At 61.8% G+C, this 24,936-nt stretch carries 26 protein-coding genes; 13 read left to right on the forward strand and 13 right to left on the reverse strand.

Going from position 1 to position 24,936, the window contains the following annotated elements:
- Positions 1-58 precede the first annotated feature (58 nt).
- A complete protein-coding gene (locus tag AB8B31_RS22995) occupies positions 59-970 on the forward strand; it encodes an EamA family transporter (RefSeq protein WP_439007513.1) in 912 nt (303 codons plus the stop codon).
- A gap of 33 nt (positions 971-1,003) precedes the next feature.
- Here the strand turns inward: AB8B31_RS22995 and AB8B31_RS23000 are convergent, their stop codons facing one another.
- Positions 1,004-1,471: a group III truncated hemoglobin gene (locus tag AB8B31_RS23000; protein WP_018447934.1), complete on the reverse strand. Its 468-nt coding sequence runs from the start codon at positions 1,469-1,471 to the stop codon at positions 1,004-1,006.
- Positions 1,472-1,655: 184 nt separating this feature from the next.
- On the opposite strand from AB8B31_RS23000, the gene mbfA reads away from it, so the two are divergent.
- Complete coding sequence (gene mbfA / locus AB8B31_RS23005; protein WP_018447933.1) at positions 1,656-2,639, forward strand: iron exporter MbfA; 984 nt, start codon at positions 1,656-1,658, stop codon at positions 2,637-2,639.
- Positions 2,640-2,799: 160 nt separating this feature from the next.
- Here mbfA and AB8B31_RS23010 read toward each other — a convergent pair whose 3' ends face one another.
- Both AB8B31_RS23010 and AB8B31_RS23015 read right to left on the reverse strand, forming a co-directional pair.
- On the reverse strand, positions 2,800-3,399 hold the full coding sequence (locus AB8B31_RS23010) for a transglutaminase-like cysteine peptidase (protein WP_018244382.1): 600 nt from the start codon (positions 3,397-3,399) through the stop codon (positions 2,800-2,802).
- Between the two features lie 165 nt (positions 3,400-3,564).
- Entirely contained in the window at positions 3,565-4,404 is an 840-nt protein-coding gene (locus AB8B31_RS23015; RefSeq protein WP_128408870.1) for an alpha/beta hydrolase, read from the reverse strand.
- Between the two features lie 178 nt (positions 4,405-4,582).
- Between AB8B31_RS23015 and infC the strand changes: the two genes are divergently transcribed.
- From infC to pheT, 5 genes are all read left to right on the forward strand, one after another.
- Positions 4,583-5,119: a translation initiation factor IF-3 gene (gene infC / locus AB8B31_RS23020; protein ID WP_075225634.1), complete on the forward strand. Its 537-nt coding sequence runs from the start codon at positions 4,583-4,585 to the stop codon at positions 5,117-5,119.
- A 325-nt stretch (positions 5,120-5,444) separates the two neighbouring features.
- Positions 5,445-5,648: a 50S ribosomal protein L35 gene (rpmI, locus tag AB8B31_RS23025; protein ID WP_003570998.1), complete on the forward strand. Its 204-nt coding sequence runs from the start codon at positions 5,445-5,447 to the stop codon at positions 5,646-5,648.
- Between the two features lie 38 nt (positions 5,649-5,686).
- On the forward strand, positions 5,687-6,091 hold the full coding sequence (rplT, locus tag AB8B31_RS23030) for a 50S ribosomal protein L20 (protein WP_003544622.1): 405 nt from the start codon (positions 5,687-5,689) through the stop codon (positions 6,089-6,091).
- A 150-nt stretch (positions 6,092-6,241) separates the two neighbouring features.
- Positions 6,242-7,324: a phenylalanine--tRNA ligase subunit alpha gene (gene pheS, locus AB8B31_RS23035; RefSeq protein WP_018447930.1), complete on the forward strand. Its 1,083-nt coding sequence runs from the start codon at positions 6,242-6,244 to the stop codon at positions 7,322-7,324.
- Between the two features lie 16 nt (positions 7,325-7,340).
- Positions 7,341-9,764, forward strand: a complete 2,424-nt coding sequence (pheT, locus tag AB8B31_RS23040) for a phenylalanine--tRNA ligase subunit beta (protein ID WP_018447929.1) — start codon at positions 7,341-7,343, stop codon at positions 9,762-9,764.
- 54 nt (positions 9,765-9,818) lie between these two features.
- Here pheT and AB8B31_RS23045 read toward each other — a convergent pair whose 3' ends face one another.
- Both AB8B31_RS23045 and AB8B31_RS23050 read right to left on the reverse strand, forming a co-directional pair.
- Positions 9,819-10,178, reverse strand: a complete 360-nt coding sequence (locus AB8B31_RS23045) for a nuclear transport factor 2 family protein (protein ID WP_018244386.1) — start codon at positions 10,176-10,178, stop codon at positions 9,819-9,821.
- Between the two features lie 91 nt (positions 10,179-10,269).
- Positions 10,270-11,265: an aldo/keto reductase gene (locus tag AB8B31_RS23050; RefSeq protein ID WP_018447928.1), complete on the reverse strand. Its 996-nt coding sequence runs from the start codon at positions 11,263-11,265 to the stop codon at positions 10,270-10,272.
- Positions 11,266-11,389: 124 nt separating this feature from the next.
- Between AB8B31_RS23050 and AB8B31_RS23055 the strand changes: the two genes are divergently transcribed.
- Complete coding sequence (locus AB8B31_RS23055) at positions 11,390-12,298, forward strand: LysR family transcriptional regulator (RefSeq protein WP_018244388.1); 909 nt, start codon at positions 11,390-11,392, stop codon at positions 12,296-12,298.
- A 45-nt stretch (positions 12,299-12,343) separates the two neighbouring features.
- On the opposite strand, the gene AB8B31_RS23060 is transcribed toward AB8B31_RS23055, so the two are convergent.
- Positions 12,344-12,841, reverse strand: a complete 498-nt coding sequence (locus AB8B31_RS23060; RefSeq protein ID WP_028731767.1) for a YciE/YciF ferroxidase family protein — start codon at positions 12,839-12,841, stop codon at positions 12,344-12,346.
- 113 nt (positions 12,842-12,954) lie between these two features.
- On the opposite strand from AB8B31_RS23060, the gene AB8B31_RS23065 reads away from it, so the two are divergent.
- Positions 12,955-13,644 (forward strand): hypothetical protein, encoded by a 690-nt coding sequence (locus tag AB8B31_RS23065; RefSeq protein WP_128408679.1) that lies wholly within the window; start codon positions 12,955-12,957, stop codon positions 13,642-13,644.
- Positions 13,645-13,688: 44 nt separating this feature from the next.
- On the opposite strand, the gene AB8B31_RS23070 is transcribed toward AB8B31_RS23065, so the two are convergent.
- Both AB8B31_RS23070 and AB8B31_RS23075 read right to left on the reverse strand, forming a co-directional pair.
- Complete coding sequence (locus tag AB8B31_RS23070; RefSeq protein ID WP_128408678.1) at positions 13,689-14,138, reverse strand: GNAT family N-acetyltransferase; 450 nt, start codon at positions 14,136-14,138, stop codon at positions 13,689-13,691.
- A gap of 14 nt (positions 14,139-14,152) precedes the next feature.
- Positions 14,153-15,100, reverse strand: coding sequence for an aldo/keto reductase (locus AB8B31_RS23075; protein ID WP_128408677.1), 948 nt, complete (start codon positions 15,098-15,100; stop codon positions 14,153-14,155).
- 179 nt (positions 15,101-15,279) lie between these two features.
- On the opposite strand from AB8B31_RS23075, the gene AB8B31_RS23080 reads away from it, so the two are divergent.
- Complete coding sequence (locus tag AB8B31_RS23080) at positions 15,280-16,266, forward strand: Gfo/Idh/MocA family protein (protein ID WP_018244392.1); 987 nt, start codon at positions 15,280-15,282, stop codon at positions 16,264-16,266.
- Positions 16,267-16,368: 102 nt separating this feature from the next.
- On the opposite strand, the gene AB8B31_RS23085 is transcribed toward AB8B31_RS23080, so the two are convergent.
- Both AB8B31_RS23085 and AB8B31_RS23090 read right to left on the reverse strand, forming a co-directional pair.
- On the reverse strand, positions 16,369-16,746 hold the full coding sequence (locus tag AB8B31_RS23085) for a GtrA family protein (protein ID WP_028731762.1): 378 nt from the start codon (positions 16,744-16,746) through the stop codon (positions 16,369-16,371).
- Positions 16,743-17,750, reverse strand: coding sequence for a glycosyltransferase (locus AB8B31_RS23090; protein ID WP_018447922.1), 1,008 nt, complete (start codon positions 17,748-17,750; stop codon positions 16,743-16,745). Before AB8B31_RS23090 ends, AB8B31_RS23085 begins: the two co-directional genes overlap by 4 nt.
- A gap of 160 nt (positions 17,751-17,910) precedes the next feature.
- On the opposite strand from AB8B31_RS23090, the gene AB8B31_RS23095 reads away from it, so the two are divergent.
- Positions 17,911-19,758: a hypothetical protein gene (locus AB8B31_RS23095; RefSeq protein WP_439007514.1), complete on the forward strand. Its 1,848-nt coding sequence runs from the start codon at positions 17,911-17,913 to the stop codon at positions 19,756-19,758.
- Positions 19,759-19,886: 128 nt separating this feature from the next.
- Here the strand turns inward: AB8B31_RS23095 and AB8B31_RS23100 are convergent, their stop codons facing one another.
- Complete coding sequence (locus AB8B31_RS23100) at positions 19,887-20,132, reverse strand: hypothetical protein (RefSeq protein WP_018447920.1); 246 nt, start codon at positions 20,130-20,132, stop codon at positions 19,887-19,889.
- Between the two features lie 342 nt (positions 20,133-20,474).
- On the opposite strand from AB8B31_RS23100, the gene xseA reads away from it, so the two are divergent.
- Both xseA and AB8B31_RS23110 read left to right on the forward strand, forming a co-directional pair.
- On the forward strand, positions 20,475-22,055 hold the full coding sequence (xseA, locus tag AB8B31_RS23105) for an exodeoxyribonuclease VII large subunit (RefSeq protein WP_018447919.1): 1,581 nt from the start codon (positions 20,475-20,477) through the stop codon (positions 22,053-22,055).
- A 2-nt stretch (positions 22,056-22,057) separates the two neighbouring features.
- The gene (locus AB8B31_RS23110) at positions 22,058-22,651 is read left to right on the forward strand and encodes an NAD(P)H-dependent oxidoreductase (RefSeq protein WP_018447918.1); all 594 of its coding nucleotides are present in this window, start codon (positions 22,058-22,060) and stop codon (positions 22,649-22,651) included.
- Between the two features lie 207 nt (positions 22,652-22,858).
- On the opposite strand, the gene AB8B31_RS23115 is transcribed toward AB8B31_RS23110, so the two are convergent.
- Complete coding sequence (locus tag AB8B31_RS23115) at positions 22,859-24,112, reverse strand: aminopeptidase (RefSeq protein ID WP_128408675.1); 1,254 nt, start codon at positions 24,110-24,112, stop codon at positions 22,859-22,861.
- Positions 24,113-24,238: 126 nt separating this feature from the next.
- Positions 24,239-24,922 carry a glutathione S-transferase family protein gene (locus AB8B31_RS23120; RefSeq protein WP_065276960.1) on the reverse strand — a complete coding sequence of 228 codons (684 nt, stop codon included), beginning with the start codon at positions 24,920-24,922 and terminating at the stop codon, positions 24,239-24,241.
- Positions 24,923-24,936: the final 14 nt, after the last annotated feature.

Genomic DNA, 24,936 nt, shown 5'->3' on the forward strand with positions numbered 1-24,936 from the left:
GTTTGAATTTGGTTCTCACCCGTCTTCGGCCTAGAACCGCGCCAGGATCGGGGGCCACATGGACATCAAGAATATCGAGACCGGGACGGACGGCGCAGCCTTGATTGCGCAGCCGGGCGTATCGCCGAGTTCGGGCGGCTTGGCGGCCGGTGTCGCGATGTGCCTGATGTCGATGTCTTCGATCCAGTTCGGCGCAGCACTGTCTTCGCCAGCCATTGCGACCTATGGCGTTGCCGGCGCCACCTGGCTGCGGCTTGCTTTTGCGGCGATCATCCTTGCCGTCGTCGTCAGGCCTTCGGTGCTGCGTTATAGCGGCGCCCAGTGGCGGGCGACATTGCTGCTTGGCACGACGACGGCCGCCATGACGCTCTGCTTCTTCGCGGCGATCCAGCGGCTGCCGCTCGGCCTGGCGATCGCCATCGATTTCCTCGGGCCGCTCTCGGTCGCCGTCTTCGGCTATGGTCTGACATGGCGGCTCGCCTGGCCGTTGATCGCTGCGGCCGGCATTCTCTTCCTCGCCCATGACGGCGAAGGCTGGGTCGGCAATCTCCCGGGCGTCCTCTTCGCTCTCGGCTCGGCTGTGGGATGGGCGGTCTATATCCTACTGACGAAGAAAGTCGGCGCTGCCTTCAAGGGTCTGCAAGGCCTCTCGATGTCGCTGATCGTTGCCGGCCTCGTCGCAACCCCCTTCGGCCTTGCCGAGACAGGGGGCGCCTTCACGCTGAAGGGACTGGTCGAGGTTCTCGGCCTTGCCATCCTCGTGCCGCTGTTGCCCTATGCGCTGGAAATGGTGGCGCTGCGGCGCATGCCGTCGGCATCCTTCGGCATCCTGATGAGCCTCGAACCGGCGATCGGCGCGCTCGCCGGCTTTCTGATCCTGGCCCAGCCGATGACCGCGCTGCAGATACTGGGTACGGCGCTCGTGGTGGCGGCCAGCGCCGGCGCCACCGCCTCGGCGGCGAAGTCTTAGAGCTGAATGCCTGCGCTATTTCGTTAATTTGGATCAGGCGGGTTTGCGCTTGGGATCGTCGAGAGCCGGATTGTAGAACAGCGACAGCACCAGGCTCTTGGCGATCCGTTCCGCCGTCGCCATGAACCAGGCCTTGGCCTCCGGCGACGGGGCGATGTCGTCGAGTGTTGCGGCAAACAGCGACAGCCACTTCGGAAAGAGATCCGGTGTCAGGTTTGCCACATGAGTATGCGCCTGCACCGGCTTGCCGCCATAGGCGCCGCTGCGGAAGGCGACAGCCGACCAGAAGCCCTTCATTTTCGCCATATGCTCCGGCCAGCGGCCGGCCAGCTTGGCGTCGAACACCGGGCCGAGATCGGGATGCGTTAACACGCGCCCGTAAAAGGTCTCGACCAGCCTGTCGATGAAGGCCGCGTCGACGCCCATGTCCCGCATCTCGGCCTCCGCCCTTTCGCGGATCGCCGCGACATGAGCAGGGCGGCCCTGAATGTCATTGTCCATTCCAAAACCCCGGCGCCGCGTGATGCGGCGCCCTTTCATATAGGTGTTTATGCCAGCGCACCAAAGTCGTCCGTGCCGCTTGCGGCAATCTGTCAGCGCTGTAGCACTTTGAATTGCCTCACGCACTTGACCGCCATCGCCGCGTTCTTTAGATTTAGAATAATTCTAAAAATTGGAGAAGATCATGCTGGCGCGGTTTTTCAGATCCTCGAAACGATCTTTCGAGTCGCTGTCCGAGCAGGAGATCCTTGCCCTTGGGATCGCCTCCGAGGAAGACGATGCCCGCATCTATCTTGCCTATGCAGACAGACTGCGCCGCGAATTTCCGGCCTCGGCCAAGGTCTTCGAGGACATGGCCGAGGTCGAGGACACGCATCGCAAGTCGTTGATCGAGATCCATCGCCAGCGTTTCGGTGAGCGCATTCCGTTGATCCGGCGCGAGCATGTGGAGGGCTTCTATGAGCGCAAGCCGGACTGGCTCAGGGCAAACCTTTCGCTGGATGCGATGCGCCGGGAATCCGAGGCGATGGAGGAGCAGGCCTATCGCTTCTATGTCGAGGCGGCAAAGCGGACCTCGGACGCCTCGACGCGCCAGCTTCTCGGTGATCTCGCCCTCGCCGAACAGGGGCATGAAGATATTGCCCGCATGCTGGGCGACAAACATACGCCGGAAGACGTCAAGCACGACGAGGACGAGACGGTGCGCCGGCAATTCGTGCTGACCTATGTGCAGCCGGGCCTTGCCGGGCTGATGGATGGCTCGGTCTCGACGCTGGCGCCGATCTTCGCTGCCGCCTTCGCCACGCAGGATACCTGGCAGACCTTCCTCGTCGGCCTTTCGGCCTCCGTCGGCGCCGGCATTTCGATGGGCTTCACCGAAGCCGCCCATGACGACGGCAAGATCTCCGGCAGAGGCTCGCCGGTCAAGCGCGGCCTTGCCTGCGGCATCATGACGGCGCTCGGCGGTCTCGGCCACGCGCTGCCTTATCTGATCCCGCATTTCTGGACGGCGACGATCACCGCTGCCGTCGTTGTCTTCTTCGAACTCTGGGCCATCGCCTTCATCCAGAACCGCTACATGGAAACCCCCTTCCTGCGCGCCGCCTTCCAGGTGGTGCTCGGCGGCAGCCTGGTGCTCGGCGCCGGCATCCTGATCGGGAATGGGTGAGTTGCGGTCGGGCATAGCCCGAGCAATCGATCCAGTAAATCCGCAGCAACCAACGCCCTGAGCCAAAAGCGAAGGGCCGGGAGACGGTGCGGCGTCCGAAACCCACAAAACAAAAAGGCCGGCAAATCGCCGGCCTTTTCCACATTCTCTATTGCAACCCTTACCGCAGGGCGCCGACCAGGACGTCGCGGCCGTTCTCGATGGTGACCCAGCGGCCGGCATTGTAGCTCGACTGGCGCTTGACGAAGGAATAGGGCGTCGCAAACCACGGCTTGACGTCGGAGGCGAGGTTGTCGAGCACGAAATCGCCCTCTGCAGTGCGCAGCGTCAGCACCGCATGGCCTTCGCCATCCGGCTTGCGCACGACGGTCATCAGCAGGTCGGCCGCCGAAAAGCCGCGCTGGATCAGCATGCGGCGCTTCAGCAGAGCGAAATCCTCACAGTCGCCGGCGGTGGTCGGATAGGCCCAGACCTCATCCTTGCCGTAGATTTCCTTGTCGGTCATCGGCGTGATGGTGCGATTGACCGTGGCGTTGACCAAACGGACGAGCGACCACTTCCCCGGGTTCATGGCGACCGGGCCTGCGTTGCGGTTTGCGCCACATTCATTGCGGTGGATCTGACAGAAATCGTAGTGGCCGATCGGCTGTGAGGTGGCATTGCCCGTTACCATTGAAGCATTTCTGCTTGGGGCCGGTATGGCGGCCGTTGCCATCGCAAACACGGCCATCATGGCCACAAAAATACCCTTGATCCGCACGCCCGCTCTTTCCTTGCATCGCCCCTTATTTATTAACAAAGTGTTAATGGAGAGGGCCGGAAAGAGTCAATCGTTACTTCTTGGTAGGACCTTGCGACTCGCCGACATGGTTAAAATGCAACGGCTTGGGGACCTGTATCAGGCGAATTTATCCGCCGATGCCATTCAAGCGGGCATCTGCCTAATTGTTGATGAACGGATGATGCCTTTGACGGCGCTCACGAGCAGCGCGATGTCGCCGGGGCGGGAAAGGCGATGGTCGCCGTCGCGAATGAAGGTCAGCACCACGTCGTCGGCGGGAAGATGTTCGACCAGTTTCATCGCATGCGCATGCGGCACATCAGCGTCTTTCATGCCCTGGAGGATATGCACCGGGCAGCCTGTTTCGATGATGCCGTCGAGTACCCGGTTCTTTCGGCCATCCTCGATCAGCGCCCGCGTATAGATGTTCGGTTCGGGACTATATTGCGAGCGCTCTTCGAAATAGCCGCGCTCGGCCAGCGACTTGCGCTCCTTGGCCTTCAGGTTCGGCTCGATCAGCTCCGAGGTGAAATCGGGTGCGGGCGCGATCAGCACCATGCCTTCGAGTTTTGGGCCTTCGAGCTTTGGGTCGCCCTGCCGCGCAAGCTCCTGCGCCAGCCTGAGCGCGATCCAGCCGCCCATCGACGAGCCGACGAGGATCACGCGTTCGGGCGCGACATGGCGGATGACGGCAAGCGCCTCCTCCAGCCAGCGCGAGATCGTGCCGTCGCCGAAGCTGCCGCCGGAAAGTCCGTGGCCGGAGTAATCGAGGCGGATGCAGGCGGCGCCAAGTTCCGCCGCCAGCCCGTCGAGTTCCACTGCCTTGGTGCCGCTCATGTCGGAGCGGTAGCCGGACAACCAGACGAGTGCCGGTGCGCCATTGCCGGCCTGCGCCGGGCGGACGAGCATGGCGATCTCACGTGCCGCCTCACCCTCGCCGACCGTCAGGAACTGCGGCTGGGCATTGGACAACTGATCGGACATCGGCGAAACTCCTGTTGTTTTGGCCTATAAAACAGATTCTTGTCAGGCTGACAGCGGGTGATTTTTCCGCTAAAGGATGATATTGACTCCGTTGCAGCGATGACGCGACACGTTTGTGCACCCCTGATTGGGAGCGCGATGCTGCAACGTTCCGAAACAACGCGAGGAGAATACGACCATTCGCAGACCTTTTAAAACCGACGCGCCCGTGAAGGACGGACCGCGCTCGAACCGTGAAATCCGCATTCCCAAAGTTCAGCTGATCGGGGCTGACGGAGAGAATATGGGCGTCGTGCCTACCGACCAGGCCTTGAGAATGGCGGAAGAAGCCGGCCTCGATCTCGTCGAAATTTCCCCCAATGTCGAACCGCCGGTGTGCAAGATCCTCGATCTGGGCAAGCTGAAATATGCTAACCAGAAGAAGGCTGCCGAGGCGCGCAAGAAGCAGAAGATCGTCGAAGTCAAAGAAATCAAGATGCGCCCGAACATCGACACCCATGATTATGAGGTGAAGATGAAGGCGATGGGTCGCTTCTTCGACGAAGGCGACAAGGTCAAGGTGACGCTGAAGTTCCGCGGCCGTGAAATGGCCCACCAGGAACTCGGCATGAAGCTTCTGCAGCAGGTCAAGGCTGATACGATCGAGTTCGCCAAGGTCGAAGCCGAACCGAAGCTCGAAGGCCGCCAGATGATGATGGTGCTGGCGCCGAAGTAAGCGCCAGGCAGTTTTTCGCCCAAGGCCGTCCGCAAGGGCGGCTTTTGTGCTTTCTGCTATTCTGCTTTGCGCCATTGTGTTTTCGGGTGAGCGAAGATTCCTCCGCCGCCCCGTTGCACTTTCATGACGCTGCGGTTATAAGCGCGCGTCCGAACTGACCGGCAGGGCATGCCGTGGCAGTTTCGAATGCTTGCGGAACGGTTCGTCGCCGATGCCGCAGATCAACAACAAACGCTCCCGCACCTTGTTGCGACGGCCGGAGAACCGGACTTCGCAGGAGGGCTTTTTTGATAAAGCGCGCAGGGAGGACAGAAGGAGTAGCAAAATGCCCAAGATGAAGACGAAGTCCTCTGCCAAGAAGCGGTTCAAGATCACCGCAACCGGCAAGGTCAAGGCTGCCGCTGCTGGCAAGCGCCATGGCATGATCAAGCGTACCAACAAGTTCATTCGCGATGCACGTGGCACCATGGTTCTCGCAGAACCGGATGGCCGCAAGGTTATCAAGAATTACCTGCCGAACGGTCTCTGAGACTCGTCCGCGAACGCTAGATTTAAGGAGATCATGATATGGCACGTGTAAAAAGAGGCGTCACCTCTCATGCCAAGCACAAGAAGGTTCTGAAGGCAGCAAAGGGCTTTTACGGCCGCCGCAAGAACACCATCCGTACCGCCAAGGCTGCTGTCGATCGTTCGAAGCAGTACGCTTACCGCGACCGCAAGGTCAACAAGCGCAACTTCCGCGCGCTTTGGATCCAGCGCATCAACGCCGCTGTGCGTGAATTCGGCCTGACCTACGGCCGCTTCATCGACGGCCTGAACAAGGCTGGCATCGAAGTCGACCGCAAGGTTCTCTCCGACATGGCGATCCACGAGCCGGAAGCATTCGGCGCGCTGGTCAGCGCTGCCAAGAAGGCTCTTGAATACCTCAAGGAAGCCGGCACGGCGAACGAGTTTGAAGGCGCGGTCAAGTAACCAGCGCTTCCCAAGCTTTTGAATCTATGATTTTGGGAAACCCGCGCTGGTTTGAGCTAGCGCGGGTTTTTCTTTCTTTATATTCCTGGCGCCGGCCGGCGCCGCCTGCCTCCCGATCGCCCGCCTGATACTGGACGGAAAGAAGTGACAATGTCAGATATCGACCAGCTCAACACATCGCTGCTCGCCGAAATCGCCGCCGCCGATGACGAAACGGCCTTGGAAGCCGTGCGCGTTTCCGCCCTCGGCAAGAAGGGCTCCGTCTCCGAACTGTTGAAGACGCTCGGCGCCATGACGCCGGAAGAGCGCCAGAGCAAGGGCGCTGCGATCAACGTTCTGAAGAATGCAGTGACCGAGGCGCTTGGCGCCCGCAAGGCGACGCTGCGGCAAGCGGCAATCGATACGCGGCTGAAGGCCGAGACGGTCGACGTCAGCCTGCCGGTGCGCTCTTCGCCGGCCGAGCGCGGCCGTATCCATCCGATCAGCCAGATCGTCGACGAGATCACCGCGATCTTCGCCGACATGGGCTTCTCGATCGCCGAAGGTCCCGACATCGAGACCGATTATTACAATTTCACCGCGCTGAATTTCCCCGAAGGCCATCCGGCCCGCGAGATGCACGACACCTTCTTCTTCAACCCGGATGAGAATGGCGAGCGCAAGGTGTTGCGCACCCATACCTCGCCGGTGCAGGTGCGCACCATGGAGGCGCAGACACCGCCGATCCGCATCATCATTCCCGGCAAGACCTACCGCCAGGACAGCGACGCCACGCATTCGCCGATGTTCCATCAGGTCGAAGGCCTGGTCGTCGACAAGAAGGCCAATGTCGCCAACCTCCGCTGGGTGCTGGAAGAATTCTGCAAGACCTTCTTCGAGGTCGACAGCGTGACGATGCGTTTTCGCCCGTCCTTCTTCCCCTTCACCGAGCCCTCTTTCGAGGTCGATATCCAATGCGACCGCTCCGGCCCGATCGTCAAGTTCGGCGAGGGTACCGACTGGATGGAAATCCTCGGCTGCGGCATGGTCCACCCGAACGTGCTGCGTTACGGCGGGCTCGATCCGGACGAATATCAGGGTTTTGCCTGGGGCATGGGCCTCGACCGCATCGCCATGCTGAAATACGGCATGCCCGATCTGCGCGACTTCTTCAACGCCGACGTCCGCTGGATGACGCATTACGGCTTCCGCCCGCTCGACATGCCGACGCTGTTCGGCGGCCTCAGCGCTTGAACGGAGAATTGGGACGATGAAATTCACGCTCTCCTGGCTGAAAGAGCATCTGGAAACGGATGCCGGCCTCGATGAAATCTGCACGCGCCTCACCGAGATCGGACTGGAGGTCGAGGATGTCGACGACAAGGCGGCATTCAAGCCCTTCGTCATCGCCAGGGTCGTCTCGGCGGAAAAACATCCCCAGGCCGATCGGCTGAAAGTGCTGATGGTCGATACCGGTTCCGGCGCGCCGGTCCAGGTCGTCTGCGGCGCCCCGAATGCGCGCGCCGGTCTCGTCGGCGCCTTTGCAGCGCCCGGAACCTATGTTCCTGGTATCGACGTGACGCTCGCTGTCGGCAATATCCGCGGTGTCGAAAGCCATGGCATGATGTGCTCCGAAAAGGAGCTTGAGATTTCCGACAGTCACGACGGCATCATCGATCTGCCCGAAGATGCGCCGGTCGGCCAGAGTTATGCCGCCTATGCTCATCTCGACGATCCCCTCATCGAGATCAACCTGACGCCCAACCGGCCGGATTGCACCAGCATCCACGGCATCGCCCGTGATCTCGCCGCTTCCGGTCTCGGTACGCTGAAGACGCGGCCCGCACCGTCCTTCGCTGTCGAAGGCGAGACGTCGGTGAAGCTGACGCTCGATCTCGACGACCCGAAGCTTTGCCCGGGTTTTGCGCTCCGCCTCGTGCGCGGCGTCAAGAACGGCCCGAGCCCGCGCTGGATGCAGCAGCGGCTGATCGCCATCGGCCTGCGCCCCATCAACGCGCTTGTTGACGTCACCAATTATATGACCTTCGATCAGGGGCGGCCGATCCACGTCTTCGATGCCGCCAAGATTAAGGGCAACCTGACCGTCCGCCGTGCCGCCGAAGGCGAGACGGTTCTGGCGCTCGACCAGCGCGAATACAAGCTCTCGCCGAACAACGTCGTCATCTCCGATGAGGATGGCATCGAATCGATCGGTGGCATCATGGGCGGCGAACATTCCGGCTGCGACGAGAACACCGTCGACGTGTTGATCGAATCCGCCCTCTGGGACCCGATGAACATCGCCAAATCAGGCCGCAGCCTCGGCATCATCACCGATGCCCGCTACCGCTTCGAACGCGGCGTCGATCCGGAATATATGGTCCCCGGTCTCGAACGCACGACGGAACTGGTGCTGGAACTTTGCGGCGGCAAACCCGCCAAGGCCGAGATCGTTGGCTACCAGGGTCATGAACAGAAGATCGTCGATTTCCCCTATTCGGAGGTCAAGCGCCTGACGGGCCTCGACGTCTCGAATGCGGAAAGCAACACGATTCTGACGCGCCTTGGCTTCACGGTCTCCGGTTCCGGCGAGCGGGTCTCCGTCGCCGTTCCCTCCTGGCGTCCCGATGTCGACGGCAAGGCCGATCTCGTCGAAGAGGTCATGCGCATTCACGGCGTCGACAATATCAAGCCGGCGCCGCTCGAAAGTCACGCGGCCGTCAACGGCAAGATCCTGACGACGCTGCAGATCCGCACCCGCCTTGCCAAGCGGGCTCTGGCCGCGCGCGGCATGCTCGAAGCCGTCACCTGGTCCTTCATTCCGGAAGACCAGGCAAAGCTGTTCGGCGGCGGCTCGCCCGCCCTCAAGCTTGCCAACCCGATCGCCGCCGAAATGTCGGATATGCGCCCCTCGCTGCTGCCGGGCCTGCTGTCAGCCGCCCAGCGCAATGCCGACAAGGGTTACGCCGACGTCGCCCTCTTCGAGGTCTCCGGCACCTATGAGAACGATCGGCCGGACGGTCAGCGCCGCGTTGCCGGCGGCATTCGCCGCGGCACGGCCTCGCTTGCCGGCGCCGGTCGCGCCTGGTCGAACGTCGCCAAGGGCGGCGGCAAGCCGGTCGATGTCTTCGACGCCAAGGCCGACGCGCTCGCCGTCATCGAAGCCTGCGGCCTGCCGATGGGCAATATCCAGATCGAGCAGGGCGGGCCGGAATGGTATCATCCCGGCCGCTCCGGCACGATCAAGATCGGGCCAAAAGTCGTGCTCGGCTATTTCGGCGAATTCCATCCGCTGACGCTGGAAGCGCTCGATGTCTCCGGCGCGCTCTGCGGCTTCGAGGTCTATGTCGACGCCATGCCGGACGCCAAGCGCAAGGCGACGCGCACCAAGCCGGCGCTCGAACTGTCGCCTTTCCAGGTGGTCCGGCGCGACTTCGCCTTCGTCGTCGACAAGACGGTCGAAGCAGGCGCGATCGTCAAGGCCGCAACAGGCGCCGACCGCAAGCTGGTGACCGGCGTCAATGTCTTCGACATTTTCGAGGGCGCATCGGTTGGCGACGGCAAGAAGTCGGTGGCGATCGAGGTGCAGATCCAGCCGGTCGAGCGCACGCTGACGGACGAGGATTTCGAGGCGCTGACGCAGAAGATCGTCGCCAGCGTCACGAAATTCACCGGCGGTGTCCTCAGAAGCTGAGCTTCACCCAGCGTCGTCAAATAATGGACCGGTCGCCAATAGCGGCCGGTCTTTTCACAGATGCAGATGGAAGAGTTTGCCGACGATCGTCCAGCGGCCGTCGATCTTCAGCAGCGAGAGATAATCGGTAAAGCGCATGCCGGCGAAATCGTCGGTGACCTTGACGCTTGCCGCATCGCCCTCGACATCAACGCTCTGGATATCCATGTAGGGCTGCGTGCCGGGCGGCGCCGGCTCTTCCGCCAGGATCGCGGCGATGAATTCGTCCCGCGTCAGCCATTCGACGGCATTCTCATAATGGCCGATGATCGAGCTTTTAGGGTGAAAGGCCTTTTTCAAGGCTGCCTCATTGGCGAAGGCCATGCCTTCGACATAGAGATGAACCGTCTGTTCGACTGCCTGCCTGTCCGACATATTTTCATCCCGTTCTCCGAGATGGCGTTAGATAGTTTCGCCAGCCCCGAAGGCAAGCCCGGCCGGTTGTGGCCGACCGGGCTTTTCCAGGTCAGATGTTCGTCATGGCAAGCGAGGCGTCCGAATAGCGCTTGCCGGCAACCTGCCCGGCTGGGATGACCTCTTCAAGCCTCGCAAGTTCCGCCGGGCTCAGCACGATATCGGCGGCCGCTGCGTTCTGTTCGAGATGATGAAGCTTGCGGGCGCCGGGGATCGGCACGATGTCGTCACCCTGGTTCAACACCCAGGCGAGCGCCAGCTGTGCTGTCGTCACGCCTTTCTCGGCGGCAAGCCGCTCGAGCGTCGCGACGAGGGCGGCATTGGCATCGAAATTTTCCGCCTGGAAACGCGGCACCTGCCGGCGGAAATCGTCCGCGTCGAGATCCTCCGCCTTGCGGATCGCCCCGGTCAGGAAGCCGCGCCCCAGCGGGCTGTAGGGCACGAAGCCGATGCCGAGTTCGCGGCATGTCGCAAGCACCTCCTCTTCGGGATCGCGCGTCCAGAGCGAATATTCGCTCTGGAGGGCTGCGATCGGATGGACCGCATGCGCGCGGCGAATGGTGGCGCTGCCGGCTTCCGAAAGCCCGAGCGCGCGGACTTTCCCTTCCTTCACCAGCTCTGACATGACGCCGACCGTCTCTTCGATCGGCACGTCGGGATCGACCCGGTGCTGGTAGAAGAGGTCGATGGTTTCGATGCCGAGGCGTTTCAGCGAGGCCTCGGCCACCACCCGCACGTGCTCGGGTCGGCTATCGACGCCGGCGATGGCGGCAATACCCGGCTTGCTGGCGTCGATCTTGAAGCCGAATTTGGTGGCGATCACCACGCGGTCGCGGAACGGCTTCAACGCTTTGCCAAGAAGAACCTCGTTGGTAAAGGGACCATAGACTTCGGCGGTGTCGAAGAAGGTCACGCCGAGATCGATGGCGCGATGCAGTGTCTTGATCGATTCCGCATCGTCGCTGGCGCCATAGGCAAAGCTCATGCCCATGCAGCCAAGACCGACGGCAGAGACGGTCAGATCGTTTCCGAGTTTCCGGGTTTTCATGATGCGCTCCTTGAGCTGATTTTGAACCGCTAACGGATCGTTGCGGTACCGGCAGACCATATCGCTGCGGCATCAATCAGAAAATACATGCAGTTTCTAACAGGTTGTTCTATCATTTCGATCAATGAACAGAACACAGCTCTCACAACTCGCCGTTCTCGCCGCCGTCTCGGAGCATCGCAGCTTCCGGGCCGCGGCGAAGGAACTCCTCGTCGCACCCTCGGCTGTCAGCCATGCGATCTCCAGCCTCGAAGAAAGTCTGGGGGTGCGGCTGCTGGCGCGCACTACCCGCAGCGTGGCGCCAACGGAGGAGGGCCGCCTGCTTCTCGAAAGACTTCGTCCCGCACTCGAGGAGATCGATATTGCCTTGGAGGCCGTCCGCGATACGCGCGGCAAGCCGGCCGGAAACCTGCGCATCACTGCGCCGCGCTTCGCCTCCGATCTGCTGCTCGCCCCGCGCCTCGGCGACTTTCTCAACCTCTATCCCGATATTACCCTGGAGATCGCCAATGAGGATGGCTTCACCGATATCGTCAAGGAGGGTTTCGATGCCGGTATCCGGCTGGAGGAGAGCCTGGAGGCTGATATGATCGCGGTCAGGGTCTCGCCCAATCTGACGACGGTGATCGCCGCTTCGCCCGAATATTTCGAGCATCATCCGAAGCCGGAGCATCCGCGCGATCTCGTCCATCATCGCTGCATCAAGCGGCGCTTCACCAACGGCTCGATCTATCGCTGGGAATTCGAAAAGGACGGGCAGGAACTTGTCGTTTCGGTCGACGGGCCGCTGATCGTCAGCGAGGATCGGCTGGCCCTGCTCGCAGCGCTGAACGGTGCGGGTCTTGCCTATCTCTTCGACATGCGGGTTAATGCCGAACTGGCGAGCGGCAAGCTTGTGCGGGTGCTGGAGGATTGGTGCGCGCCCTATTCCGGGCCGTTTCTCTATTATCCCACTCGGCGGCAGATGCGCCCGGCGCTGCGCGCCTTCATCGATTTCTTCAGATACAGCGCGCAGGATACGGGCGGCCGGTAAGGAATGGGGACCGGGCCGCCCGTTTTTATTAGGGCGCCGTGTGCATCAGGCAGCCTTTGCCTTCTGGTTTGCCGCCGTGGTGGCGAGCTGGGAGAGGGTCTTGTCGGTGGCCGTTTCCTGCTGCAGCGTCTGGTCGAGCAGGCCGACGACCTCCTTCAGACCGAGCGTCGCGGCCCAGGTCTTCAGCGTGCCGTAGCGGGCGATTTCATAATGCTCGACGGCTTGAGCCGCAGAAATCAGGCCGGCATCGAGAGCTGACGTGCCCTTGAATTCCTCCATGATTTCCTCGCCCTCGGCGATGATGCCCTGGATTGCCTCGCAGGTCTTGCCCTGCGCGCGTTTGCCGATCAGCTCGAAAACCTGCTGCAGGCGTTCGACCTGCCCTTCGGTTTCCTCACGGTGTTTTTCGAAACCCTTCTTCAGTTCCGGGGATTGGGCGGCGCGTGCCATCTTCGGCAGGGCGCGCAATATCTGCCGTTCGGCAAAGTAGATGTCCTTGAGGGTGTCGTAGAAGAGATCTTCCAACGTCTTTTCCTTGGCCATTTTCTCGATCCTTGTTCTGGGGAAAACCGCGAATGCGGCGACACATTAAGAAGAGAAGACCGCGCTAATTGTTCCCGATCGATTTCGGGTGGACTGGAAATCGGTGCCGGGCGATGATTCCTGCCGTCGATGTGGGAGGTAAAGTCATGCGAAAGCCGAATTCGATGAAGGGTCTGGAGGACCTTGGCCGCGTGCGGCTGTCGCAAAACTTCTTCCTCCGCGATTTCCTGCATTCCGAAATCGCCGATTTTTACCGCATCCCCAATATTCCCGAGGATCCCGATCTGGCGATCGAGGCGGGCAAGAGGCTCTGCGAGGACTTGCTGGAGCCGCTAGAGGCAACGTTCGGGCGCCTGCATATCCGCTCCGGCTATCGTTCGCCCGCGGTCAACAGGTTCGGCAATGAGAACAAGCTGAACTGCTCGACCAATGCCGCCACATCAGCGCATCACATCTGGGATATGAGGGACTTCGACGGCTGCATGGGCGCAGCCGTCTGCATTGCCGTGCCATGGATGATCGACCATTACCACGATGAAAGCGACTGGCAGCGGCTCGCCTGGTGGATTCACGACCACCTGCCTTATGCCTCGCTCTGTTTCTTCCCGAAGCTATGGGCATTCAATATCCAGTGGCACGAACGGCCGAAACGGGTGATCCAGAGTTATATCAGTCCGCGCGGCATCCTCACCAAACCCGGCATGGCCAATTGGGAAGGCAATCATTCAAAATGGTATGCGGGTTTTCCATCGCTTGCAGCGCCGCGCGTCTTTTCGAGAGCAAAGGACGCTGTAACACTTTGAATTGCTGGATAATTTTATCCCTAAATCGGTTCCGATTTAAGGAATTATGTAGTGAAGCTGATGCGATATCGGATGTGACCGTCGCTTTCGACATAGCTGTCGTAAAGCGCCCGCGCCGTCTTGTTCTGCTCGCTCGTATGCCAGTAGAGCCGTGACCAGCCCTTGGCTTTGCAGGTCGAAACGAGATCGTCCATCAGCGCCCGGCCGAGGCCTTTGCCGCGCGCCTCGGCATCGACGAACAGGTCTTCGAGATAGCAGTCCCTGCCGTGGATCCACGTGCCCTCATGCGTGAGATAGAGCGCAAAGCCCATCATCCTGCCGTCGACCTCGGCGACACGCATCGCGATTGCCGACGCCGGATCAAAGACCCGACGCCATGTCTGATCGGTGATATCGGCATCGACCGCGACTTCGTAAAAGGCAAGGTAGGCCGCCCAAAGTTCGCGCCAGCGGGCTTCGTCCTCGGGGCGGGCCTCGCGTATCTTCACGGTCATGGCGTCTCTTTCTTTCAGGCGCCGGCTTGGTCGAGCAGCGCCATCGCGTCATCGGAAAGCGCAAGTGTCGCCGATTTCGCCAGGCTTTCAAGCTGCGAAAGGCTGGTCGCGCTGGCGATCGGCGCCGTCACGCCCTTCTTGCGCAGTAGCCAGGCGAGCGAAATTTCCGCGGGCTTGGCGCCGGTTTCGGCAGAAATCTTGTCGAGCGCGGCCAGGATGCGCAGGCCTTTGTCATCGAAATATTTCGAAACCCGGCCCTCGCGCGCGCGGCCTTCCGTATCGGCCTTGCTGTGGTATTTGCCGGTGAGGAAGCCGGCGGCGAGGCTGAAATAGGTGATGACCCCGATGTCTTCCTTGACGCAGAGATCGGCAAGCGGCCCCTCGAAGCTGGCGCGCTCATAGAGATTATATTCCGGCTGCAGCACATCGTAACGCGGCAGGCCGGCCTTCTCGGCAGCGTCGAACGAGGCCTGAAGCAGTTTCGCATCATAGTTCGAGCAGCCGATGGCGCGGATCTTGCCCTGCTGCTTCAGCTTGGCAAAGGCGCCGAGCGTTTCCTCGTGCGGCGTATCGGCATCTGGCCAGTGCGAGAGATAGAGGTCGATATAGTCGGTCTGCAGCCGGCGCAGCGAATCCTCGACCGCCTTGAGGATATAGGTCTCCTTCAGCGTCTTTCCCTGTCCCATGTCGGAACCGACCTTGGTGACGATGACAGCCTTGTCGCGGGAAACCTTGGCTTGGCTTAGCCAGCGCCCGATGATCTCCTCGGAATCGCCACCCTTGTTGCCCGGAACCCAGGCGGAATAGACATCGGCCGTATCGATCGTGTTCAGGCCCGCATCGAAGAAGGCGTCGAGAATGGCGAAGGATGTTTTCTCGTCGGCCGTCCAGCCGAAGACATTGCCGCCGATGACGATCGGCGCGACCGAAAGACCTGTTTTTCCAAGCCGGCGCATTTCCATAACGCTCTCCAGAAGTGTGAAGGAATTGAAATCGCGAATACGGCAGAACGCCGCCCTGACAGAACCTAGCGCATTCCGGGCATCCGGGAAGGCAAACTTCCGTGATTTCAGGTCGCGCCATTGCGCCGCAGCCAAGGCCTGAATATGGTTCGCGGAAATCAGTTTGGGAGGCTTGGATCATGCTGCGCTTCGGTATCATTTCAACGGCGAAGATAGGCCGCGACAATGTCGTTCCGGCGATCCAGGATGCGGAAAATTGCGTCGTCACGGCGATTGCCAGCCGTGATCTGACGCGCGCAAGGGAGATGGCCGATCGCTTCTCCGTGCCGCATGCCTTCGGCTCCTACGAGGAGATGCTGGCCTCCGACGTCATCGACGCCGTCTACATCCCGCTGCCGACCTCGCAGCATATCGAATGGTCGATCAAATCAGCCGATGCCGGCAAGCACGTGCTTTGCGAAAAGCCGCTGGCGCTGAAATCAGGCGATATCGACGACGTGATCGCCGCTCGCGACCGCAACCGGGTGGTGGTCACCGAAGCCTATATGATCAACTATTCGCCGGTCTGGCAGAAGGTGCGCTCGTTGATCGATGAGGGCGCGATCGGGTCGCTCCGGCATGTGCAGGGCGCCTTCACCTATTTCAACCGCGACCCCGCCAATATGCGCAACGTTCCCGAGCTCGGCGGTGGCGGCCTTCCCGATATCGGCGTCTATCCCGTCATGAGCACGCGCTTTTCCACTGGCAAGGAGCCGCTCTGGATCCAGGCGATCACCGAGCGCGATGCGGATTTCGGCACGGATATCTATTCGAGCGTCAAGGCCGATTTCGGCGATTTCGAGCTGAGCTTCTATATCTCGACGCAGATGGCAAACCGTCAGGTCATGGTCTTTCACGGCACCGAAGGTTACATCGAGGTCAAGTCGCCGTTCAACGCCAATCGCTGGGGCCCGGAAGAGATCGAGCTTGCCGACCGCAGCCACAGGGAATCGCGCATCTTCCGCTTCCAGGACAGCCGCCAGTACAAACGGCAGGTCGAGGCCTTCGCCCGGGCGGTGACGAACGGCAAGGAAGAGATCGTCACGCTCGAAAATTCGAAGCTGAACCAGAAGGTGATCGACGCGATCTATCGCGCCAGCGAGAAGGACGGCTGGGAGGCAGTCTAGCGCATAACCCCGAAAATCGGGATCGATTTTCGGAAAGGATTATGGGCCAATTTAAAGTGTTAGAGCGACCTTTGCGCGTCCTTTGGACGCGCGGCGCTCTAATCACTCGGCGCGGAAGACGAAGCGCGAATAGCCGAAAAAGCTGAAGACCATCGAGGCGAGGTTGGCGACCACCATGGCCGCAAGCGGCTGAAGTGCCGGCAGCGACAGCAGAAGGGCGCAATAGAGCCCGTAATTGACCAGCGCTGCCGTCACCCCGACCGAGCCGTAGCGGAAACCTTCGGCGGCAAGCGAACGGCCGGTGCGATCGAAGGTGAAGCGCCGGTTGAAAGCCCAGGTCGCCGCCATGGCGAAGGCGATCGCGGCGAGCCGCGCCAGAAACGGCCCGAGCGGCGTCAGATGGAGCAGCGCCGACAGGATGCCGGCATCGACGAGGAAGCCGATGCCGCCGGCAATAGTGAAGCGGATGAGCTTTCTCATGCCGCGTCCGCCTTGCCGGGACGGGCGCGCGATACCGGCCCTGCGTCGCTGAGCGGCGCCTTCAACGCGCTCGGCCTCTCCAGGCCCATATAGTGGATACGGAGCTGTTCGGCGCGGGCACGCGCAACGGAATCCAGGATGACGCCGGCGGTAAACAGCATGAAGGATATCATCATCAGCGCCGTCGACAGCACCCAGGTCGGCATGCGGCTGACGAGACCCGTCTCGAAATATTCCGCCAGCACCGGCGCCATGAAGCCGAGGCTCGCCAGCATGAAGGTGGCGCTGATCGCGCTGAAAAAGGCGAAGGGCCGGGTTTCCTTCATCAGCATCGCGAACATCCAGAGGATCTTGGCGCCGTCGCGGAACGTCGAAAGCTTGGAATGCGAGCCTTCCGGCCGTCGGCCGTAGTCGAGCTCCAGCTCGCTGACCGGCAGCTTCAGCCGGGAGGCATGCACGGACATCTCGGTTTCGATCTCGAAGCCGCCTGATACCGCCGGGAAACTCTTGACGAAGCGGCGCGAAAACGCGCGGTAGCCGGAGAAGATATCGGTGAAGTCAGGGCCGAAGATCATCCGGTAGAGCAGGTTGAAAAGCCGGTTGCCGAGCGCATGGCCCTGACGGCCGGCATCGTCATGCACGCCGCGGCGAGTGCCGACCACCATGTCGGCGCGCTCCGTCAGCAGCGTGCGCACCAGCTCTTCGGCATCCTCCGGGGCATAGGTGCCGTCACCGTCGGCGATGATGTAGATGTCGGCGTCGATATCGGCGAACATGCGGCGCACGACATGGCCCTTGCCCTGGCGCCGCTCGCGCACGACATGCGCGCCGGCAAGCATTGCCTGCAGAGCGGTGCCGTCGGTGGAATTGTTGTCGTAGACATGGATCGCAGCATCGGGCAGCGTCGCCCGGAAGCCCTGGACGACAGGGCCGATCGTCGCCGCTTCATTATAGCAGGGAAGCAGGACGGCAATATTCAGATTGTCGGTACGCGATCGGGCCATGACTCTACTCGTTACACTTAAAGCCGCGCCCAGCCTAAATCACGCGCCGTTAATAAGACCCTATGACGCAGGCAAAATCGGCAGCTGCCACAAACGGCTTTACGCTTTCTTGATCGGCGGCGGCTAAGCTTCGCTATCTGGAAACGAACCGCTAACCACAATGAACGCTGTGCAGTCGATCGCCCATGCATCCTCCGTGACCGGCGCCCCCAGGGGCGGGGTACGCGGCCTGCTGACGCGTCTCTGGCCAACCGTCATCGCCTATAGCGTCATCCTTGCGGCCGCCATCCTCATCACCAAGCTTTCCGGTGCCACCGATTACGTCGGCCCCGACAATGACGACGGAATGCGTCTCGTCGAAGTTCGAGATTTTCTGGCTGGGCAGGGCTGGTTCGATCTGATGCAATACCGTCTCGGCCTCGACGGCGGCACGCTGATGCACTGGTCGCGGCTGATCGACCTGCCGATCGCCTCGCTGATCTGGTTCTTCGGCCTGTTTGTACCCCATGAGACGGCCGAGGCGCTGGCGCTCGGCGTCTGGCCGGTATCGCTCATCCTGCCCGCTATGCTCGCCATGGCGGTTGCCGGTCGGCGCATCGGCTCCGTTGCCGCCATGCACATCAGTCTCGGCTTGACCGGTCTTGCGATCTACACCGGAAACCGTTTCGCGCCGGGCGCCATCGATCATCACAATGCGCAGCTGGCTTTGGTCGCGACGATGATCGCGATGCTGCTGGATCCCGAGCGTCGCGCCTTGAGTTATGCGGTCGCCGGCATCGCGGCAGCGGTTGCCATCGCCATCGGCGCCGAGACGACACCTTTCGTCGCCGCGGTCTGCCTGACTATTGCCCTGCTCTGGGCATGGGAGGGCGAAGATTTCGCTGCCGCCGCGAGGGCCTTCGGGCTGGCGCTGGCGATTGCGATCAGCATCCTCTTCTTCGCAACAGTGCCGCCCCGGCTTTATTCGGTGGTCACCTGCGACAATCTCTCGCTCGGCTATTACAGCCTGGCGGCGATCGGCGGCGGCTTGCTGTTGTTTTCGGCGGTTTTTGCCAGCCGCCTGCGCCGGCCCCTACGCTTTGCCGCGCTCGCCGTCGTCGGCGCCGGTGTTTTCGGTTCGGCGATCGTGATTGCACCGCAATGCCTGAGCGATCCGCTGGCCAGTCTCGATCCGATGCTGGTCGAGCTCTGGCTGAGGAATGTATCGGAAGCGCAGTCGTTTTTCGTTCTCGGGCGCACCGATCCCTTCTCGATCGGTGGCTTCTATGCGGCCGGCCTGTTCGGTATCGCCGTCTGCATCTTCCGCATCGTTCAGCGTGACCGCGTGCAGATCCACCTTATCCTGCTCTTCCTGCTGATGACGAGCTGGGCAATCGCACTGGTCCAGGTGCGCGGTTCCACGTTCTCGAACCTGATCTCGATCCTGCCGCTTGCCCTGCTGATCATCGATATCAAGCGCATCTCCAACGGCGACAGCGAGAATGTCGCCGCCGCCTTCATCTATATCGTGACCGTGCTCGCCAGTGCTCCGGCCGCCTGGGCTGTCGGAGGTGGGTTTATCTCGCTGCAGATGGAAAATGCTGCCCAGAAGAAGGCAGCGAAGCCGGCAAAGGAAATTTCCTGCACATCGCAAGCGGCGCTGGCGCCGCTCGCCGGGCTACCGGCCGGACTGATCTCCGCGCCATCGGAAATGGGCGTGCCGATCCTGCGCTTCACCAAGAACCGGGTTCTCTCCGCGCCCTATCATCGCAATCAGGGCGGCATGCTGACGGAACTGCATATCGGCATGGCGGAGCCGCAGGAGGCGGAAGCCTTCCTCAAGGGGACTGGCGTGACGGCGCTTGCCTTCTGCCCCAGCGACCTGCAGACGCGCGAGATCGCCAAGCTGAAGCCGGATGGGCTCTATGCGCAGCTCGGCAAGGGGAATATCCCGCCCTATCTGGAACCGCTTCCGAAGGCGGCCGACGTGGGCGTGCAATTCTTTCGCTATCGGCCGGCGATGAATTGACGCCGGCAAGTTTCAAGGATGGAATAAAGCATGTCGCGCAAAACTGTGCGGCGGTTTTGCGATAACGACATGCGTTTGAGATAAGGGCCTAAAGCGCGAGGAGCGATCTGAAAGATCGCGACGCGCTTTCAGTGTGAGACACGCGTGGCGCGACGGAGGCGCTGTTTGGCAAAGAGCCCGAGCACGAAGAGCATGAGGCCGCCATTATAGCCGAGCACGGCATAGACGAATGCCAGAATGGACACTGGGCCGGGCGAGGTTATCGCCGCCAGCGCGAATGTCATTCCGATCAACGCGGCGACCAACGCGATCACGCCAGCCGAGCGCATTTGCCCGGCGCTGATGCCCAATGCTGCTGCTGTGAGAATAATCATTTCAGCACCTTCCCAGAGATAACGAGGGGAAGCATAGGAAGCGCCAACTAACAAAGATTTACCGGCAGGCTTTGCCGAAAAGCCTTTGTATTGCGGTGGTTAGCAATCCCTTTCATGTGAAACGCATTGTCTAACTATACGTTCCGCAACAAAACAGATTTACTCGATTTTGTTGTTTGTCCACCTGGCTGCAACGAGTGCATGTGCGGGATGCGTTGAGACGAGCGCGCTCGACGCAACGGCGACGAACCCTCCCGCCAACGATTTCAACGGCCGGGAAAACCAAGCCCCGCCCCCAATGCCGACCTTCCCGTTTACCGCTGATCGACATAGAAAGGAGGGATGAGCAACGTCTTCGACAGCGATTCGCCGACCAACCTTGCCGAATATTCGGTTTCGGAGCTTTCCGGCTCGATCAAGCGCACCGTCGAAACCGCCTTTGACCAGGTTCGCGTGCGCGGCGAGATCTCCGGCTATCGTGGGCCGCACTCCTCGGGCCATGCCTATTTCGCGCTGAAGGACGACCGCGCCCGCATCGACGCCGTCATCTGGAAGGGCACCTTCTCGCGGCTGAAGTTCCGCCCGGAAGAAGGCATGGAAGTCATCGCCACCGGCAAGGTCACCACCTTTCCGGGCTCCTCGAAATATCAGATCGTCATCGAGACGCTGGAACCGGCCGGCGCCGGCGCGCTGATGGCGCTGATCGAGGAGCGCAAACGCAAGCTCGGCGCTGAGGGCCTGTTCGATGCCGCCCGCAAGAAGCGGCTGCCCTTCATGCCCAGCGTAATCGGCGTCGTCACCTCGCCGACCGGCGCGGTGATCCGCGATATTCTTCACCGCATCTCCGATCGTTTTCCCGTGCACGTCCTTGTCTGGCCGGTGAAGGTTCAGGGCGAGGGATCTGGCGAGGAGGTGGCGAACGCCATCCGCGGCTTCAACGCACTGGAGCCGGCCGGCGCCATTCCGCGCCCGGATGTGCTGATCGTCGCGCGCGGTGGCGGCAGCCTGGAAGATCTCTGGAGCTTCAACGACGAAATCGTCGTGCGTGCTGCGGCCGAAAGCGAAATACCGCTGATCTCCGCCGTCGGCCATGAGACCGACTGGACGCTGATCGACTATGCCGCCGATGTCCGTGCTCCGACGCCGACAGGGGCTGCCGAAATGGCGGTGCCCGTCAAGGCGGAGCTCGAGGCGCAGGCCGCCGCTCTTGCGGCACGCCTGCAGGGCTGCATGAACCGGCAGATGGATCAGCGCCGCCAATCGGTGCGCGCGCTGATGCGGGCATTGCCGTCGCTCGATCAGCTTCTCGCCTTGCCGCGCCGCCGTTTCGACGAGGCGGCGACCGGCCTCGGCCGCGGGCTGGAGCTCAACACCATCAACAAGCGCCGCGGCTTCGAGCGCGTCGGCTCGCATCTGCGCCCCGATCTGCTGTCCGGCCGCATCGCCGAGCGCCGCCAGACTCTGAACGAGCGCATGGCCCGGGCCGAGCGCATGGTCGAGCGGCTGATCGACCGCTCGAAATCACGCGTTGACCGCGCCGAAGCAATCCTCGCCTCGCTGCCAGCCCGGCTGAAGACCCAGACCGACCGCGGCCGCGAACGCCTTGGCAATCTTTCGCGCCATGCCGATACGGCGATCCGCCACCAGCTGACCCGTGCGCGCGCCGAGCTTTCTTCGCAGGACCGCGTGCTGCAGTCGCTCTCCTATAAGAACGTGCTGAAGCGCGGTTACGCCGTCATTCGCGATGAGGATAACAGGCCGGTCTCGCAGGCTGCTCAACTCTCCGCCGGCATGGGCATCGCCATCGAATTCGCCGACGGTCGTGTCGGCGCCATGACCACGGAAGGCGGCACACCGCCGGCCGGTGCCAAGAAGCGCAGCGTAAAACCCGCAGAACCGCCGAAGCAGGGAAGCCTGTTCTGACAATGCGGATCCTGCTGGTACTTGCCCATCCACTGCAGGACAGTTTCGCCGCCTCGGTGGCGCGAACGGCCCGCGAAGCACTGGAAGCCTCCGGCCATGTCGTCGATCTGCTCGATCTCTATGCCGAGAATTTTGACCCGCACCTTTCCGAAGCTGAACGCCGCGGCTATTTCGACGTGCCTTATGACACCTCAGCCGTTGCCGATATCGTTGTCCGCCTGAAGGCGGCCGATGGCCTGATCCTCGTCTTTCCGCAATGGTGGTTCAATTTCCCCGCCATCCTGAAGGGTTTCTTCGACCGTGTTTTCGCCCCCGGTGTTGCCTTCAGCCATGACGCCGCCGGCGGCCGTATCGTGCCGCAGCTGACCAATATCCGGCTGCTCTATGCGCTGACGACGACAGGCTCGCCCTGGTGGCTGGTGCGTCTCTATATGGGCGATCCGGTGCGCCGGCTCTTGAAGCGCGGCATCGCCGCCTTCTGCTCGAAGCGGCTGAATTTCAAGATGCTCAGCCTGCACGACATGGACCGCGCCACCGATGCAAAGCGGACGGTGCATCTCGATCGCGTGCGCAAGCTGCTATCGGCGATCCGCTAAAGCAATTCCAGCAAAAGTGTGCAGCGGGTTTGCGTTCTAGCGCATGCTGCTGGGGCTGCGCGGTCTCGTCCTGAAGCATGATCCACGTCGCTTCGAAGGATCACCTGAGGCACGCGCTCGCGCCAGCCTCATCCTCAGGTGCCCCGGAGGGGCCTCGAAGGACGGGACTGGCCGCGCCAGCATTCTGTCAGCCCACGATGATGCCGCTCAGGCCCATTCGCCCTGCCGCATCACCGGAACCCGCGAGCCATCAGGCTTGAGGCCGTCGATATCAACCTTATCGGAGCCGATCATCCAGTCGATATGGATCAGGCTGGAATTACCGCCCTGCGCCTTGATCTGCTCCTGGCTCAGTGTCGCGCCATCGAGGAAGCATTTGGAATAGCACTGGCCGAGCGCGATGTGGCACGAGGCGTTTTCGTCGAACAGCGTGTTGTAGAACAGGATGCCGCTGGCCGAGATCGGCGAGGAATGCGGCACTAGCGCCACTTCGCCGAGCCGGCGTGCGCCCTCGTCGGTATCGAGCACCTTGTTCAAGACCTCTTCACCACGCGAGGCCCTGGCTTCGACGATGCGCCCGCCCTCGAAACGCACCTGGATATTGTCGATTAGCGTGCCCTGGTGCGAGAGTGGCTTGGTGCTCGACACATGGCCTTCGACGCGAAGCGCATGCGGCGTGGTGAAGACTTCCTCGGTCGGGATGTTCGGATTGCAGGTAATGCCGTTCTTGGCGGTGGAAGCGCCACCGTGCCATTCATGTCCGTCGGCAAGGCCGATCGTCAGGTCGGTGCCCGGCCCCTGGAAATGCAGCGAGGCGAAGCGCTCGCCGTTCAGCCAGGCGGAGCGCTTGCCAAGATTGGCATTGTGCTCGGCCCAGGCGGCAACGGGATCGCTGACATCGACGCGCGAGGCGGCAAAGATCGCCTTGGCGAGCTTGGCGATCGCGATCGGTTCCGGATCGTCGGGGAAGACCACCTTGGCCCAGGAGGGGTTCGGGTAGGAGACGATGTTCCAGTTGATGTCGAAGTTCGAGATCTTTTCCAGCGCCGGCTTATAGGCAGTGGAGTTGGCGCGATTGGCGCGGCCGACCTTGCCGGCATCCTGCTCGGATAGCAGCATCGGATTGTCGCCGGCGACCGCGAGGCGGGCCGCCCCGTTGGCATAGGCCTTGGCCATGCCCTCGTAGAGCCAGCCGGAGGCGCGGTCGAAGCTCTCGTCGCTGCCATATTGATAGCGCGCCAGTGTCGTCTCCTCGTCGGAATAGAAGGCGGAGACCAGCCCTGCGCCGGCCTGATAGGCGTGCTTGGTGATCAGGCGAACCAGCGGCAGCGCCACGACAGGCGCGGTGATCACCAGATCCTGACCTTTCTGCAGTTGCAGCCCGACCTTGATGGCGACTTCCGCAAGCTTTTCCAGCTTGACGGGATCAACGGTGTTCTGGCTCTGGGGCATGAAAGTCATGGTTCAACCTGCCTTCTGTCATCGACGGTGGGAGGCTGGAAGACTTAGACCCGTTTGCGGCGAAAATGAAGCGTATTGCCGCCGAATTGCAAGCGGCCGGATATATGTACGGCCGCCGGACGCGCTTCAGGCGGCGGCAGCTTGCCTGAGCAGGATTGAGTTATGCTTTTCGAGGAATTCCATCAGCCGCTGCGGGTAGTCCGCGCCGACGGCGGCCCTGACGCTCGCCCGCTCGGAGAGCGCCTTGCGCCAGCGCGCCACCCGCTCAAGCCCTTCGAAGATGCCGCTGTCGCCGAGCGTGTCGAAGAGATCGAAATACCGGAAGACCGGCGCGAAGACGGCGTCGACGAGGCTGAAGTCGTTGCCGGCGAAATAAGGCCCATCCGTCAGCACACCCTCGAGCGTCGCGAATTTGGCGATGAGCGCCTTGCGCTTGGCCTCCAGTGGGTCCGCATCCTGTGCCGTCTCATAGCCCCAGAGATCGGAAAGCACGGACGAGCCGAATTCCATCCAGCCGCGATGGCGGGCACGCGTCAGCGCGTCTTTGGGATGCAGTGCGACGCCCGGCTGCGTTTCCTCCAGATATTCGCAGATGACGCTGCTTTCGAACAGCACCGCCTCGCTGCCGTCCTCTTCCTCGATCCGCAGCAGCGGCACCTTGCCGAGCGGCGAGATCTGCAGGAACCAGTCCGGCTTGTTGGCAAGATCGATGTTGATGCGCTCGAAGGGCACGCCCTTTTCGAGAAGCGCGATCGCGGCGCGCTGCACATAGGGGCAGAGATGATGGCTGACGAGGGTAAGTTTGCTCATGACGGTCTCCATGC

Origin of the sequence: Rhizobium sp. 62_C5_N11_2, from assembly GCF_051811185.1 — a bacterium.
Lineage (GTDB): Bacteria > Pseudomonadota > Alphaproteobacteria > Rhizobiales > Rhizobiaceae > Rhizobium > Rhizobium leguminosarum.

Bases quoted from the DNA above. Each gene is read 5' to 3' on its own strand.
- AB8B31_RS22995 (WP_439007513.1), top strand. From the start codon at position 59: ATGGACATCAAGAATATCGAGACCGGGACGGACGGCGCAGCCTTGATT.
- AB8B31_RS23000 (WP_018447934.1), bottom strand. From the start codon at position 1,471: ATGGACAATGACATTCAGGGCCGCCCTGCTCATGTCGCGGCGATCCGC.
- mbfA (WP_018447933.1), top strand. From the start codon at position 1,656: ATGCTGGCGCGGTTTTTCAGATCCTCGAAACGATCTTTCGAGTCGCTG.
- AB8B31_RS23015 (WP_128408870.1), bottom strand. From the start codon at position 4,404: ATGTCCGATCAGTTGTCCAATGCCCAGCCGCAGTTCCTGACGGTCGGC.
- rpmI (WP_003570998.1), top strand. From the start codon at position 5,445: ATGCCCAAGATGAAGACGAAGTCCTCTGCCAAGAAGCGGTTCAAGATC.
- rplT (WP_003544622.1), top strand. From the start codon at position 5,687: ATGGCACGTGTAAAAAGAGGCGTCACCTCTCATGCCAAGCACAAGAAG.
- pheS (WP_018447930.1), top strand. From the start codon at position 6,242: ATGTCAGATATCGACCAGCTCAACACATCGCTGCTCGCCGAAATCGCC.
- pheT (WP_018447929.1), top strand. From the start codon at position 7,341: ATGAAATTCACGCTCTCCTGGCTGAAAGAGCATCTGGAAACGGATGCC.
- AB8B31_RS23045 (WP_018244386.1), bottom strand. From the start codon at position 10,178: ATGTCGGACAGGCAGGCAGTCGAACAGACGGTTCATCTCTATGTCGAA.
- AB8B31_RS23050 (WP_018447928.1), bottom strand. From the start codon at position 11,265: ATGAAAACCCGGAAACTCGGAAACGATCTGACCGTCTCTGCCGTCGGT.
- AB8B31_RS23055 (WP_018244388.1), top strand. From the start codon at position 11,390: ATGAACAGAACACAGCTCTCACAACTCGCCGTTCTCGCCGCCGTCTCG.
- AB8B31_RS23060 (WP_028731767.1), bottom strand. From the start codon at position 12,841: ATGGCCAAGGAAAAGACGTTGGAAGATCTCTTCTACGACACCCTCAAG.
- AB8B31_RS23065 (WP_128408679.1), top strand. From the start codon at position 12,955: ATGATTCCTGCCGTCGATGTGGGAGGTAAAGTCATGCGAAAGCCGAAT.
- AB8B31_RS23070 (WP_128408678.1), bottom strand. From the start codon at position 14,138: ATGACCGTGAAGATACGCGAGGCCCGCCCCGAGGACGAAGCCCGCTGG.
- AB8B31_RS23075 (WP_128408677.1), bottom strand. From the start codon at position 15,100: ATGGAAATGCGCCGGCTTGGAAAAACAGGTCTTTCGGTCGCGCCGATC.
- AB8B31_RS23080 (WP_018244392.1), top strand. From the start codon at position 15,280: ATGCTGCGCTTCGGTATCATTTCAACGGCGAAGATAGGCCGCGACAAT.
- AB8B31_RS23085 (WP_028731762.1), bottom strand. From the start codon at position 16,746: ATGAGAAAGCTCATCCGCTTCACTATTGCCGGCGGCATCGGCTTCCTC.
- AB8B31_RS23090 (WP_018447922.1), bottom strand. From the start codon at position 17,750: ATGGCCCGATCGCGTACCGACAATCTGAATATTGCCGTCCTGCTTCCC.
- AB8B31_RS23095 (WP_439007514.1), top strand. From the start codon at position 17,911: ATGAACGCTGTGCAGTCGATCGCCCATGCATCCTCCGTGACCGGCGCC.
- AB8B31_RS23100 (WP_018447920.1), bottom strand. From the start codon at position 20,132: ATGATTATTCTCACAGCAGCAGCATTGGGCATCAGCGCCGGGCAAATG.
- xseA (WP_018447919.1), top strand. From the start codon at position 20,475: ATGAGCAACGTCTTCGACAGCGATTCGCCGACCAACCTTGCCGAATAT.
- AB8B31_RS23110 (WP_018447918.1), top strand. From the start codon at position 22,058: ATGCGGATCCTGCTGGTACTTGCCCATCCACTGCAGGACAGTTTCGCC.
- AB8B31_RS23115 (WP_128408675.1), bottom strand. From the start codon at position 24,112: ATGACTTTCATGCCCCAGAGCCAGAACACCGTTGATCCCGTCAAGCTG.
- AB8B31_RS23120 (WP_065276960.1), bottom strand. From the start codon at position 24,922: ATGAGCAAACTTACCCTCGTCAGCCATCATCTCTGCCCCTATGTGCAG.